Raw genomic sequence first — 13,376 nt, 5'->3', positions numbered from 1 at the left:
CCGCACGCCGAACATGTCCCTCATTCTGTGTCCCCTACCCCGCCCGTCCAGGGCCGATGGCCGCGCAGGTCCTGCGCCCAGACCACCCGCCAGTCGTTCCCAACCTTCCAAAGTTCCGCCGCCCCGCCCCGCTCGAAGTCCACGCGGCTGAGCACCACCTTGCCCGGGCACCCGCTCCAGGGCGCGTCCGAGCGGAACACCACCACATCCGCCGCATCGCAAAGGATCATCGCCTGAGCCTCGCTCGGCGCCTTGCGCATCGCCCAGATCGCCACCGAGCCGTCGACCGGCAGGCACCAGGAGCGGTTGCAGGTGAACTGCAGCTCCGTCGCCTCCACGCTCTCCAGCCCGCGCCGGCGCGCCCACAGATCGGCCGCGAACCGCCGGGCCTTGGGCCTGGGCAGCACCGCCTGCTTGCCGTCCCGCACCGCTATCGCGGAGCCGTCGTCGCCGATCCACACGTCGGGCGGCGTCGGCTTGGGCCACAGCGCCACGCAGAGGGCCATCGGCAGGCCCAGCCACCGCAAGGGCCCGCGCCACAGGCAGAGGAACATCATGCCCAGGAAGGAAACCACCAGGGTCCAGGCCGGGCCGCTGGCGACGATCACCTGGGCTAAAGGCGCGCCGGCGACGCCGTGGCTGATGTCGGTCATCGCCCCGATGCCCCAGCCGGCGACCTGCAGGAAGGGCCGGCCCAAGCCCAGCGGCTCCAGGGCCGCGCCGAGCGCCAGGAAGGGCATGATGACGAAGGAGGACAGCGGCGCGACGGCCAGATTGGCGAAGAGGCCCCAGCTGGCCATGCGGTTGAAGTGGTGCATGGCGAAGGGCCCCGTGGCCGCGCCGGCCACGAAGCTGGCGGCCAGGCTGGCGGCGATCCAGACGCCCACGGCCTGGGGCGCGCGAATCCACCAGGGGGCCGAGATTTCCCGCACCGGCTGGGGCCAGAGCTCGGCCAGGGCCACCAGGGCGGCGGTGGCCGAGAACGACATCTGGAAGCCCGGCTCGCTGGCCGATTCCGGCTGCAGCAGCAGGATCACCAGGGCGGCCACCGCCAGGGCGTGCAGACTGATCGCCCGCCGGTCGGCCAGGATGGCCAGGAAGGCCACCGCCGCGGTCATCGCCGCCCGCTCCGCCGGCGGCGGCGAGCCGGAGATCACCAAATAGAGCCCCACCGCCGCCAGGCCCGCGACGGCGGCGATCTTCTTGCCGGGAACCCGCAGGGCCAGCCAGGGCCAGAGCGCCACTAACAGTCGGACCAGAAAGAACACAGCCCCGCCGACGATGGCCATGTGCAGGCCCGAGATCGAGATGATGTGGGCCAGGCCCGAGGCGCGCATGTCATCGACCTGGGCCTTGGGTATCCAGGCCTCGTAGCCGGTGACCATGGCTGCCGCCAGGCCGCCGGATTTGGGCCCGGTGTCGGCATAGATCTTCTGGGCCAGGTCCCAGCGGACGCGGTTGACCCGCATCTGCCAGGCCAGGCGGCCGGGCGGCGCCGGCAGGTCGCTCACCGCCTCAGGCGCCGTGAGTCCGAATCCGACCCCGCCAATGCCGTCGAACCAGGCGTCGCGGCTGAAGTCGTAGGCGCCCGGGCTGGCCGGCGGTGGCGGTGGCCCGACGATAGCCTTCAGCGTGATGGCGCTGCCCGGCGCCGGCGTCTCGCCCTGGCGCAGGCTGACCCGGATGCGCTTGGGCGTCTCCTCCGGCTCCAGCCCGGAAATCCACACTGGCGCCAGCACCAGGCGCGGCCCGGAAGTCCCCGGGCTGGCGACATCGACCACCCAGGCCTCGATGACCCGCACCCGGCTGGAGGCCGGCGCGACCGGCGTGCGCACCCGCTCGGCCCGAACCTTGCCGGCCAGGGCCCCGCAGGCGGCGCAGGCCAACAGGACCAGCAGCGTCACGATGGCGCGATTGTGCCCCCGCCGGGCCGACCACACCGCCACCAGCACCAGCGGCGCGGCGATGTCGATCAGCAGCCACAGCGGCGGTTCGGTTTTCAGGGCCAGGTAGCCAGCCGCCCCCAACCCCAGGGCGACGGGTGTCCACAGGGTCCAGCGATCGGCCTGCCGCGCGCCCTGCGCCGCCAGCCAACCGGCCGCCTCACGAACGCTGGGACGGCGCGAAACCAGCGTGCTAAGACCGCCCGCCCAGAGCCGTAGCCTCGAAACAATGTCCCAAGACCCGCCCAAACGTTCCGGTTCCGCCGGCGTCGTCACCCGTATCGCCCCCTCGCCCACCGGCTCCATGCATATTGGAACCGCGAGAACGGCGTTGTTCAACTACCTTTACGCGCGCCACTGCGGTGGGCGCTTCCTGGTCCGCATCGAGGACACCGACCGCGAACGCTCGACCGAGGCCAATGTCCAGGTGATTCTGGACGGTCTGGCCTGGCTGGGCCTCAATCCCGACGAGCCGCCGACTTTCCAGTTCGCCAGAGCCGAACGCCATCGCCAGGCGGTGGACCAGCTGCTGGCCGCCGGCCGCGCCTATCGCTGCTGGATGACGCCCGACGAAACCGCCGCCGAGCGCGAAAAGGCCCGCGCGGCCGGTCACGCCCTGCGCTCGCCCTGGCGTGACAAGACCCCCAAGCCCGGCCTGGAGGCGACGCCCCATGCCATTCGCTTCAAGGGCCCGCTAACGGGCGACACGGTGATCGACGATCTGGTCCAGGGCCGGGTCAGCTTCCACAACCGCGACCTCGACGACCTGGTGCTGCTGCGCTCGGACGGCGTGCCGACCTACAACCTGGCGGTCGTCGTGGACGACCATGACATGGGGATCACCCATGTCATCCGCGGCGACGACCATCTCAACAACGCCGCCCGCCAGAAGCTGATCTACCAGGCCCTGGACTGGGAAACGCCCGCCTTCGCCCATGTGCCGATGATCCACGGCGCCGATGGGGCCAAGCTCTCCAAACGCCACGGCGCTCAGGCGGTCGGCGAATTCGCCGAACTGGGCTACCTGCCCGAAGCCATGCGCAACTATCTGGCGCGGCTGGGCTGGAGCCATGGCGACGACGAAATCTTCTCGGACGAGCAGGCGATCGAATGGTTCGATATCGCCGACGGGCTGCGCGCGCCCGGCCGGATGGATTTCGACAAGCTGAACTTCATCAACGGCCACTACATCCGCCAGGCCGACGATGGGCGGCTGACCGCCCTGGTCTGCGCGGCCATGGTCAGGCGGGGCCAGCTGCTGACCAATGAGCAGCAGGCCCAGCTGCTGCATGCCATGCCGGTGCTCAAGGATCGCGGCAAGACCGTGCTGGAACTGGCCGACCAGGCCGCCTTCCTGTTCGCCGCCCGGCCGTTGCCCCTGGACGACAAGGGCAGGGCGCAGCTTTCCGGCGAAACCGCCGAGCGGCTGAGACGCCTCAAACCGCTACTTGAGGGCGCGGCCTGGTCGACGCCGGAACTGGAGGCAGTCCTCAAGACTTTCGCCGAGTCCGAAGGCGTCGGTTTCGGCAAATTCGCTCCGGCGCTGCGGGCGGCCTTGACCGGCGGCCTGCCCTCGCCCGATCTGGCCAAGACGCTTTTCGCCCTCGGTCCGAACGAGGCGATGGGCCGGCTCGAAGACGCGCTTTCGCTAGGCGCGTGACGCGCTATAAGGCGTCGACCGAACGGTTGTTCGAACTCTGATTTTGTGTGTGTTCCGGGAAGGAAATCGCATGAGCGACAAGGCTATGCTGACCATCGGCCTCGACAGCTACGAAGTGCCGGTGATCAAGGGGACGTTGGGCCCCGATGTGCTCGACGTCCGCAAGCTATATGCGGACTCCGACCGATTTACCTTCGACCCCGGCTTCACCTCGACAGCCAGCTGCGAGAGCAAGATCACCTATATCGACGGCGACGCCGGCGTGCTGCTGCATCGCGGCTATCCGATCGAGCAGCTGGCCGACAAGTCCAGCTTCCTGGAGGTCTGCTACCTGCTGCTGAACGGCGAGTTGCCCAAGGCTGACGAGTTCGCCAAGTTCGAGAAGAACATCACCTACCACACCATGCTGCACGCGCAGTTCGACAGCTTTTTCCAGGGCTTCCGTCGGGATGCTCACCCGATGGCGATCATGACCGGCGCCGTGGGGGCCCTCTCGGCCTTCTACGCCGACAGCATCAATGTCGACGACGCCCGCGAGCGGGAAATCTCGGCCCATCGCCTGATCGCCAAGATGCCGACCATCGCGGCCCGGGCGTTCAAATACCATATGGGCCAGCCGTTCGTTTCGCCGCGCAACAACCTCAGCTATTCGGAAAACTTCCTGCGCATGTGCTTCGCCGTGCCGGCCGAGGACTGGGTCCCCAACCCCGTCCTGACCAAGGCGATGGACCGCATCTTCATCCTGCACGCCGATCATGAGCAGAACGCCTCGACCTCGACCGTGCGCCTGGCCGGCTCGTCGGGCGCCCATCCGTTCGCCTGTATCGCCGCCGGCATCGCCTGCCTCTGGGGGCCCAGCCATGGCGGCGCCAACCAGGAAGCCCTGGAGATGCTGGAGGAAATCGGCAGCGTCGAGAACATCCCCGCCTATGTGCAGGGCGTGAAGGACCGCAAATACAAGCTGATGGGCTTTGGCCATCGGGTGTACAAGAACTTCGACCCGCGGGCCAAGGTCATGCAGCAGACCTGCCATGAGGTCCTCGACGAGATCGGCCACGGCGACGACCCCCTGCTGAAGATCGCCATGGAACTGGAGCGGATCGCGCTCAGCGACCCCTACTTCATCGACCGCAAGCTCTATCCGAACATCGACTTCTATTCGGGCATCACCCTGCGGGCGATGGGCTTCCCCTCGACCATGTTCACCGTGCTGTTCGCCCTGGCCCGCACCGTGGGCTGGATCAGCCAGTGGAAGGAAATGTTCGAGGATCCCCAGCGCAAGATCGGCCGGCCGCGCCAGCTCTATACCGGCCCGACCCAGCGCGACTATGTCGGGATCGACAAGCGGGGCTAGGGCGCCGCTTCCCACGGAGCGACTTCGCCAGGCCGGGCGGACGCGATCTTGACGATCCGTCCGCCGGTCAAGGTTCCCGGCCGACGCGCCGGGGCGCAGAAGGCCAGAGGTTCTTCCCAGCACAGCCGGTTGAGCGACAGTCGCCCGGTCACCCTCACGACGTCGCCGTATCTGAGATTGCGTGAGTCGCCGGCATAGGCTGCCAGATCGGCTTCGAGGAAGACCCCTGACGGATCTTCGCCCGCTTCATACCGCCGATCGACCAGACGGATGCGGTCCGACACAGAATAGACCTTGGCGACAAAGCACACCTCGCCGCCCTTGGCCGCCCGTATCAGGCGCGGCAGCTTCGCCAGGTTCGTGGTCGAGCAGCCCTTGGGAGGTTCTCGCAGCGTCGGCGAACCTGTCACATCCGCCCTGGCCGCACCGGTTGACAGCACGACCGCCAAGCAGGTCACGGCCAGAGGGCGGCCTTTCATCGGACGGACGGCCCGAGTTGCTCAATCCGCACGAGTTCGACCCAGGCCAGCATGGGTTGGGTTCGCCCTCGGCCCAGCTTGGGATGCGTCAGGTACCTGGGGCTGACGACCAGGACGGCCTGGGCCGACGCCCCGCCGCCCTGCGCCGGGATGAGCGCCCCGCGGATTCGGACGATGTCCGGATACTTGCCCGTGAGGCTGTAGCTCTCACCGCAGGGGTCAGCGCATGAAAGATCCTCGACGAACATGGACTCAATGCTGGCCCCCACCCGCGCCTTGAGCCGGACGACCGGCGGATAGTCGCCGGGCGACGAGATCGCCAGATCGTGCACCGACACCAGCGGCGGCGGCTCTGCCGGACGGCAAGCCACGCTGAAAAACCCCAGGACGGCCACCATCGCCAGGCGAGCGGTCATGTCAGGTATTCACCAGGGCGAGGATCGCGTCCGCCGCCGCCTCCGACGGGTCGGGAATACCCCGGCCCATGGCGTCCAGGGCGGTGAACTGCCCTTCGATCTGACTGGCCCGGCGGGTCGGATCGTCCAGCAGCCAGGCCAGAGCCTCGGCTAGGTTCTCGGGTGTGCAGAGGTCCTGCAGGAACTCCGGCGCCACCTCACGGTCTGCGGCGATGTTGAAGAGCGTGATCCACTTGGGTTTGAACAGCGGCTTGAGCAGGGCGTAGGTCAGGCCGCCCAGCCGATAGCCGACCACCATCGGACAGCCCGCGAGCGCCAACTCTGTCGTCACCGTGCCGCTGCAGGCCAGGGCGACCGTCGCGCCGACCATGGCGTCATCCTTGGTTCCGCCATCCTCGATGACATGGGCCCGGTGCGGCCAGCCGGCGACCCGGGCCTTGACCGTGTCGGCCACCGTGCCCGCCGCCGCCACGGCGACCAGCAGATCGGGCCGCGCGGCCTTCAGCCGGTTCACCGTGTCCTCGAAGATCGGCATGATCCGCTGGATTTCGCTGGGCCGGCTGCCGGGCAGCACCAGCAGCACCGGCTCGTCCGGCCCGGCGCCGATCGCCTCGCGGAAACGCGCGCCGTCGGTGCTTGAGAAGTCCCGTGCAAGCGCTGGATTTCCCACGAAAACCACCGGCAGGCCGTGAGGCTCGTAGAAGGGCGCGTCCAGCGGCTGGGTGGCCAGCAGCAGGTCGACGGTCGCCGACAGGGTCTTGGCCCGGCCCGGCCGGCTGGCCCAGACCTGGGGACCGACATACTTGACCAGCTTCAGGCCCGGCAGGCGTTTGCGCAGGCGCGTGGCGACCCGCAGGGTGAAGCCCCAGGAGTCGATCAGGACTGCGACGTCCGGCTGCTCGCGCACCGCCAGCTCGACGGTCTCGTTGGCCCGCCGCACCGCCTTGCGCCAGGTCATCAGCCCCTCGACCAGGCCCAGCACCGAAAGCTCGCCGATGTCGAAGGGGCTGGCCACGCCCTCGGCCGCCATCTTGGGGCCGCCGACCCCGACGAACCGCACGCCCTCGCCCAGCCGCCGGCGCAGGGCCTGGGCCAACCGTGCGCCGAGGGCGTCGCCGGACGCCTCGGCCGCCACCAGCATCACGGTCAGCGGTTGGCTCACGATGCGCGCGGCTCCACGCCCATGACGAAGAGGCCCAGGTCATCGGCCGTCGCGATGACGGACTCCCGATCGACCACCAACAGCCGCCCGGCCTCGCCGACTATGCCGGCCAGCCCGGCCCGGGCGGCGCGCTGCAGGGTAGCCACACCGATGGTCGGCAGGTCGACCTTGACCTCCTGGATCGGCTTGGGGGCCTTGGCCAGCACCCCGCGATAGCGGCCAGGTTCGCCGCGAATGGCGGCGGGCAGTTCGGCCACCCGGCGCAGCATGGCGTCGGTGCCTTCCTGGGCCTCGACCGCCAGGACCAGGCCGTTGCAGACCACCGCCCCCTGCCCCACGTCCAGTTCGCCGATGGTCCTGGCGACGACGAGGGCCCGCTCGATGTCCGCGCGATGCTCGGCGCTGGGCGCATGCCGGCCCAGCAGGCCCAGCGGCAGGGTGAGGTCCTCGACCGCCTGGTGGGCGCCCTCGATAACGAAGCCTTCCTTCTCGAACTCCTCGAGCAGCCGGCGCAGCAGGGCGTCGTCACCCTTGCGGGCGGCCATGGCGATGCCTGGCAGCGCCGCCAGGCCGCGGGCGTCCGGCATCAGGGTGGCGAAATCGGGCCGCGCCACCGTGCCGGCGAAACAGACCGCCTCGCAAGCCTCCTTGCGCAGGGTCTTGAAGCATTTGCCCAGCTCGCCGATGCCGATATCGACCCCCGGATGGCCCGCCACGCCGTCGTCGGCGAAGCCTTTCAGCCGGATGACGAAATAGGGTCGCCCCGCCGCCCGGCACTGGGCCGCGATCTGCGCGGGCAGTCCGCCGCCGCCGGCGATCAGTCCCAACTTGCGCAACGGATCAGACCTCGCGTTCGGGCAGGCAGAGCGGCCGGTTGGCGTCGGCGCGGATGAAGGCGATGATCTCCATCACCTCGGCATTGTGGCCATAGAGCTCGGCCGCATCGTCCAGCCGCTCCTGGAAGGTGCCTTCGTCGGCGAACATCAGGCGGTAGGCGGACCGCAGGGTGTTGATCGCCTCGCGGGTGAAGCCGCGGCGCTTGAGCCCGATCAGGTTCAGCCCCTCGAGATGGGCATGGTTGCCCCAGACCGAGCCGTAGGGGATGACGTCCTTGGTCACCGCCGCCAATCCGCCGATGAAGGCGTAGCGGCCGATGCGCGAGAACTGGTGGGCGCCCGCCATGGCCCCGATGAAGACGAAATCCTCGACCGTCACATGGCCGCCGATGATGGCGCCCTGGGCCAGGACCACGCGATCGCCGACCACGCAGTCATGGGCGACATGGCTGCCGGCCATGAACAGGCCGTCCGAGCCGATCTTCGTCACCCCATGGCCCATGACCGTGCCGGTGTGCATGGTCGAATGCTCGCGGATGACGTTGCGCTCGCCGACCTCCAGCCGGGTAGCTTCCCCCTTGTGGCCGGTGTGCTGCGGCGGTCCGCCCAGGACGGCGAAGGGATGCACCACGCAGTCGGCGCCGATCGAGGTCACGCCCTGGATCGAGACATGGCTGGCCAGCTTCACCCGATCGCCCAGGGTCACGGTGGCGCCCACGATGCAGTAGGGTCCGATCTCGACGTCCGCGCCGAGCCGCGCGCCGGGATCGACCAGGGCTGTGGGGTGGATGGTGGTCACTTGCGCTCTCCACGCATGGCCGCGAACTCGCACTCGGCCGCCAGCTTGCCCTCGACCAGCGCCTTGCCGGCGAATTTGAAGACATCGCCCCGCGCCCGGGTCACCTCGACCTCCATGCGCAGCACATCGCCCGGCCGCACCGGCTGGCGGAAGCGGGCGTTGTCGACCGACATGAAGAAGATCAGCGTCTTGTCGATGTCGACGTCCAGGGACTTGGACATCAGCACCGCTCCCGTCTGGGCCAGGGCTTCGACGATCAGCACGCCGGGCATCACCGGGTTGCCCGGGAAGTGGCCCGGGAAGAAGGGCTCGTTCACCGTCACGCACTTGAAGCCGACAATGGACTTGAAGGCGCGATAGTCCTCGGCCCGGTCGACCAGCAGGAAGGGGTAGCGGTGCGGGATGCGCTTCAAAATCTCGTCGATGCCGAAATCGATGCGGCCTTGCGTCTCTTCGCTCATCAGGCGTCCCCCTTGCGGCTCTGCTTCATGGACTTGCGAATCCAGGCGAGCTCGCGAAACCAGTCCCGCGACGGCTGGGCCGGCACGCCCGCCCAGGTCTCTCCGGCCGGCACATCCCGGAACAGCCCGGCCGCCGCGGCGATCTGGGCCCCGTCGCCGATGGTGACATGGTCGGCCACGCCGGCCCGGCCGCCGAACGCTACGCCGTCACCGATGGTGACGCTGCCGGATATGCCGGTATAGGCGGCCATGACGCAGTTGCGACCCACGCGAACGTTGTGGGCGATGTGCACCAGGTTGTCGAGTTTGGTGTTCTCGCCGACCACGGTGTCGTCCCAGGCGCCGCGGTCGACGCAGCTGTTGGCGCCGATGGTGACGCCATCCTGCAGGATCACCCGGCCCAGCTGCGGAATATCGATCACCCCGCCCGGCCCGGCCGTGGCGCCAAAGCCCGCCTCGCCGATCGCCGCGCCGGAATAGATCTTCACCCGGTCGCCGATCAGGGCAAAACCGATGACCGCCCGGGCGCCGATCACGCAGTCCCGGCCGATGGCCACGCCCGGACCGATTACCGCCCCTGGCCCGATGCGGGTTCCCCGGCCGATCTCGGCCCCGGCGCCGATCACCGCGCCGAACGAAACGACCACATCGTCTTCCAGTCTGGCGGAGGGATGCACCGCGGGCCCTTCGCCGGCATGGCCGATCGGCCGGTGCAGGGTGTTGGCGGCCTGCGACCAGGCCCCTTGCGGAATGCGGGTGACCAGGGCCACACAGCCGTCCGGGACCTCGTCAGCCAGGTCGGCGGGCACGAAACAGGCGCCGGCCTTGCTGGCCTTCAGCTCGGCCAGGTGCTTGCGATTGGTGACGAAGGCTACATCGCCGGGCCCGGCGCCCGCGAGGGTCGCCGCACGCTCGATGCGCCGGTCCGCAACCTGCGGCGGCGGTGAGGCGGCGCCCGCGAGCGTCGCCAGATCGCCAAGGGCGACGGGCCCCAGGGACTCGAAGAATCGGGCGTCAGGCATGATTCCCTCGACTAAAGCACGTCAGGCGGAAGTGTATGCGGTTTCGCCGCCGGAACAGGCTCTAAACGTTTGAATCGAGACCCCGATGGCCAGGATCGGACGATTTGTCCGAACCTGGCCGGGTCTGGCGCCTGCGCGCTTACGCCCGCCGGATCACTTCGGCTTGGGCGGAGCGGCCGGCTGGTCGAGGCGCTCGCGGTCGAAGGCGAAGGTCTGGATCTTGGCGTCCAGGCCCTTGACCACCAGATCGGTGACATCCATCGCCGGGTTGCCGACGACCAGGGCGTCGGAGGTCAGGATCACCGAGCAGCCACGCGCCTGATAGACGGCGGCGATCACCGGGCCCATTTCGGTCTCGATACGGCCCAGCGCCTTTTGCTGAGTCATCTGCAGCTCGCGGTCGCGAACCTGACCCTTGCGCTGATAGGCGTTGTAACGGGCCTGCAGGATCTCACGGCGCTGCTGCAGCGCCAGGGCGTCAGCGCCCGGCTGGCTTTCGGCCGCGCTGATCGCCTTGTCCTCGGTCTCGATGGCGGTCTGCTCGGTCTTGAGTTCGGCCTGGACGGCGGCGGTCAGGGTCTGCAGGCGGGTGCCAACAGCCTTGCCGACCATAGACTGCACGACGGCGCGCTGCTGGTTGAGGATGCAGATGCCCGGCAGGGCCGGACCGTAGGAAATCTTGGGGCCGGTCGCGGGCGGCGCGGCGCTCAGGGGCGGGACCGCGGCGCCGGTCGTGGCGGCGGGCTTCGGCGGCGTGGCCTGGGCCAGCGCGGCGTCGGCGATAAGGAGAGCGACGGCGGCGCCGATGGCGGCCGTGGCGAACTTCTTGGCGGTCATGTCTGATTAGAACCTTGTGGAGGTGGAGAACCGGAAGGATTCGGTCTTGTCGTAGTCTTCTTTGGCCAAAACTTGGCCGAAGTCGAAGCGGATGGGCCCCATGGGCGACTTCCAGAAGACGCTCAGGCCCACGGTGGCCCGCAGCGCGTAGTCATCCTGGATACAGTCGCGGGTCGGGCCGGAGGTGTTGCTGGGGTTGATCAGGCACTGCTCGACCACCCCCGGCCGCACTTCCTTGTCGACCTTGTCCAGGCCGCCGGCGGTGCCGACGTCGGCGAACAGCGAGGCCTTGATGCCATACTGCTCGGGCAGATAGGTCGGGATGGTCAGTTCGGCCGAGCCCAGGGCATAGAATTTGGCGCCCAGCGCGTCGCCACGGCCAAAGGTCGTGTCGCGCGGACCGATACCGGCGACCTCGAAGCCGCGGAAGGTGTTGCCGCCGCGGTAGAAGCGGTCGTTGATCCGCACCGTGTCGCCGCGCCAGCCGTCGATATAGCCGAAACCGCCGGTCAGGCTGAGGATGAAGTCCTTGTTGAAGCCGTGATACCAGCCGCCATCGACTTCGGTCTTGAGATAGTTGGTGTCGCCGCCGACGCCGGCCAGCGCCTGTTCCAGGTCGACATAGAAGCCGCGGGTCGGATTGATCGGGTCGTTGCGGCGGTCCATGCGCAGGCCGTAGCCCAGCATCGAGGTGATACGGGCGCCCCGCTGCTCGCAGAGGATCGGCGAGACGATCTCCTGGCCCGGAATGCAGTAGCTGGAGTCGACCGTCACCTCGTCCTGACGCAGGGTGTAGGTCAGCGACATCGAGGTCGCGTTGGTCAGCGGGAAGCCCAGGCGCAGGTTGCCGCCCGTCGAGGCGGTGTTGAACGCCGTCTGCCGGCTGAAGTCGTACTTGTAGGAATAGATGTCGACCCCGGCCCGCAGGTCGCGGCCCAGGAAGCGCGGCTCGGTGAACGAGAAGTCGATCTGCTGGCGCAGCGAGCCGACCGAGATGCGGGCCCGCAGGTTCTGGCCGCGGCCCCGGAAGTTGCGCTCGCTGACCCCCAGGTCGAGGACCAGCTTGTCGACCGAGCTGTAGCCGGCGCTGAACGACAGTTCCCCGGTGGGCTGCTCCTCGACCTTGACCCGCAGGCTGGTGCGGTCAGGCTGAGCGCTGGGCACTTCGCTGATGTCGACATCCTTGAAGAAGCCGAGCGAGCGGATCTGGTTCTTGGAGCGGTCGACCAGCACGCGGTTGTAGGCGTCGCCCTCCGACACCTCCAGTTCGCGGCGGATGACATAGTCCAGGGTGCGGGTGTTGCCGACGATGTCGATGCGATCGACATAGACGCGCGGGCCTTCCTTGACCTGGAAGACCACATCGACCGTGTTGGTCTCGCGGTTGGGCACGTAGCGCGGGCGGACGTCGACGAAGGCGAACCCGGCCGCGCCCGCGGCAAAGGTCAGGGCGTCGGTGGCCTGCTCGATCTTCTGGTCTTCATAGAGCTGGCCGGTGCGGATCGGCAGCAGCTGGGCCAGCACCGTGCCGTCCAGCTTCTTCAGCTCGGTCTCGACCGACAGCTTGCCGAACTTGAACTTCTTGCCCTCGTCGAGGGTGTAGGTGATCGCAAAGCCGTTCTTGTCGGGGGCCAGCTCGGCCACCGCCGACACGACCCGGAAGTCGTAATAGCCCTTGTTGCGGTAGAACTTCCGCAGCTGTTCCTTGTCGTACTCGATCCGGTCGGGGTCGTAGTTGTCGTTGTTCGAGAAGAACTTGTACCAGTGGCTTTCCTTGGTCACGACCACGTCGGCCAGGTCGTTGTCGGAATAGGCCTGGTTGCCGAGGAAGTTGACGTCCAGGACGCCGCTCTTGGGGCCCTCGTTGATCTCGAAGATCAGGTCCACCCGCTTCTGGGGCAGTTCCACGACCTTGGGGGTGACGGTGGCCGAGATGCGGCCGGCCCGGCGGTAGAGCTCGATGATACGCTGGACGTCGGCCTGGACCTTGGCCTTGGTGAAGATGCCGCGCGGACGGACCGAAACCTCGTCCTTCAGCTTGTCGTCCTTGAGGCTGCCGTTCCCCTCGAAGACCACCTGGTTGATGATCGGGTTCTCGACGACGCGGACCACCAGGGCGCCGTTCTGCAGGTCGATCTTGACGTCGGCGAACAGGTCGGTCCGGTAAAGGGTCTTCAGCGCCACATCGAGCTTGGCCGCGTCGACGGTGTCGCCCGGCTGAATCGGCAGATAGGACAGAACCGTCCCGGCCTCGATGCGTTCATTGCCCTGGACATCGATTCGGTCGACGACGCCGGTCTGCGACTGCGCATAGGCAGCCGTCGGCGCGGTCAGACTGGTCGTGCCCAGCAGCAGGGCCAGGCCGGAGACGAACGCGGCGCCGTAGGCGCGAGAATGCTTCATAGTG

Annotated in this window: 12 protein-coding genes; 2 read left to right on the top strand and 10 right to left on the bottom strand. The window is 68.3% G+C overall.

Annotated features, from left to right (window positions below; all coding sequences use genetic code 11):
- Positions 1 to 20: 20 nt before the first annotated feature.
- A complete protein-coding gene (locus QO010_RS03995) occupies positions 21 to 2,249 on the bottom strand; it encodes a ComEC/Rec2 family competence protein (RefSeq protein ID WP_307346234.1) in 2,229 nt (742 codons plus the stop codon).
- Here QO010_RS03995 and gltX point away from each other — a divergent pair.
- Both gltX and gltA read left to right on the top strand, forming a co-directional pair.
- Positions 2,173 to 3,603, top strand: coding sequence for a glutamate--tRNA ligase (gene gltX, locus QO010_RS03990; protein ID WP_307346231.1), 1,431 nt, complete (start codon positions 2,173 to 2,175; stop codon positions 3,601 to 3,603). The two genes, QO010_RS03995 and gltX, sit on opposite strands and share 77 nt — an antisense overlap.
- A gap of 70 nt (positions 3,604 to 3,673) precedes the next feature.
- Entirely contained in the window at positions 3,674 to 4,957 is a 1,284-nt protein-coding gene (gene gltA, locus QO010_RS03985; RefSeq protein ID WP_307346229.1) for a citrate synthase, read from the top strand.
- Here the strand turns inward: gltA and QO010_RS03980 are convergent.
- From QO010_RS03980 to bamA, 9 genes are all read right to left on the bottom strand, one after another.
- Positions 4,954 to 5,406 carry a hypothetical protein gene (locus QO010_RS03980; RefSeq protein ID WP_307346227.1) on the bottom strand — a complete coding sequence of 151 codons (453 nt, stop codon included), beginning with the start codon at positions 5,404 to 5,406 and terminating at the stop codon, positions 4,954 to 4,956. The two genes, gltA and QO010_RS03980, sit on opposite strands and share 4 nt — an antisense overlap.
- A 26-nt stretch (positions 5,407 to 5,432) precedes the next feature.
- Entirely contained in the window at positions 5,433 to 5,852 is a 420-nt protein-coding gene (locus QO010_RS03975) for a hypothetical protein (protein ID WP_307346224.1), read from the bottom strand.
- 1 nt (position 5,853) lies between these two features.
- On the bottom strand, positions 5,854 to 7,014 hold the full coding sequence (gene lpxB, locus QO010_RS03970) for a lipid-A-disaccharide synthase (protein WP_307346221.1): 1,161 nt from the start codon (positions 7,012 to 7,014) through the stop codon (positions 5,854 to 5,856).
- Complete coding sequence (lpxI, locus tag QO010_RS03965; RefSeq protein WP_307346218.1) at positions 7,011 to 7,850, bottom strand: UDP-2,3-diacylglucosamine diphosphatase; 840 nt, start codon at positions 7,848 to 7,850, stop codon at positions 7,011 to 7,013. Before lpxI ends, lpxB begins: the two co-directional genes overlap by 4 nt.
- Before the next feature lie 4 nt (positions 7,851 to 7,854).
- Positions 7,855 to 8,649: an acyl-ACP--UDP-N-acetylglucosamine O-acyltransferase gene (gene lpxA, locus QO010_RS03960; RefSeq protein WP_307346216.1), complete on the bottom strand. Its 795-nt coding sequence runs from the start codon at positions 8,647 to 8,649 to the stop codon at positions 7,855 to 7,857.
- Positions 8,646 to 9,110, bottom strand: coding sequence for a 3-hydroxyacyl-ACP dehydratase FabZ (gene fabZ, locus QO010_RS03955; protein WP_307346213.1), 465 nt, complete (start codon positions 9,108 to 9,110; stop codon positions 8,646 to 8,648). Before fabZ ends, lpxA begins: the two co-directional genes overlap by 4 nt.
- Positions 9,110 to 10,132, bottom strand: coding sequence for a UDP-3-O-(3-hydroxymyristoyl)glucosamine N-acyltransferase (lpxD, locus tag QO010_RS03950; RefSeq protein WP_307346211.1), 1,023 nt, complete (start codon positions 10,130 to 10,132; stop codon positions 9,110 to 9,112). The genes fabZ and lpxD overlap by 1 nt, the downstream gene beginning before the upstream one ends.
- 153 nt (positions 10,133 to 10,285) lie before the next feature.
- The gene (locus QO010_RS03945) at positions 10,286 to 10,969 is read right to left on the bottom strand and encodes an OmpH/Skp family outer membrane protein (protein WP_307346209.1); all 684 of its coding nucleotides are present in this window, start codon (positions 10,967 to 10,969) and stop codon (positions 10,286 to 10,288) included.
- Between the two features lie 6 nt (positions 10,970 to 10,975).
- Entirely contained in the window at positions 10,976 to 13,372 is a 2,397-nt protein-coding gene (bamA, locus tag QO010_RS03940; RefSeq protein ID WP_307346206.1) for an outer membrane protein assembly factor BamA, read from the bottom strand.
- Positions 13,373 to 13,376: the final 4 nt, after the last annotated feature.

The organism is Caulobacter ginsengisoli (assembly GCF_030814835.1).
GTDB classification, from domain to species: domain Bacteria; phylum Pseudomonadota; class Alphaproteobacteria; order Caulobacterales; family Caulobacteraceae; genus Caulobacter; species Caulobacter ginsengisoli.
Note: the sequence above shows the minus strand (reverse complement) of the source record. Positions and strands in the feature narration are given on the sequence as shown.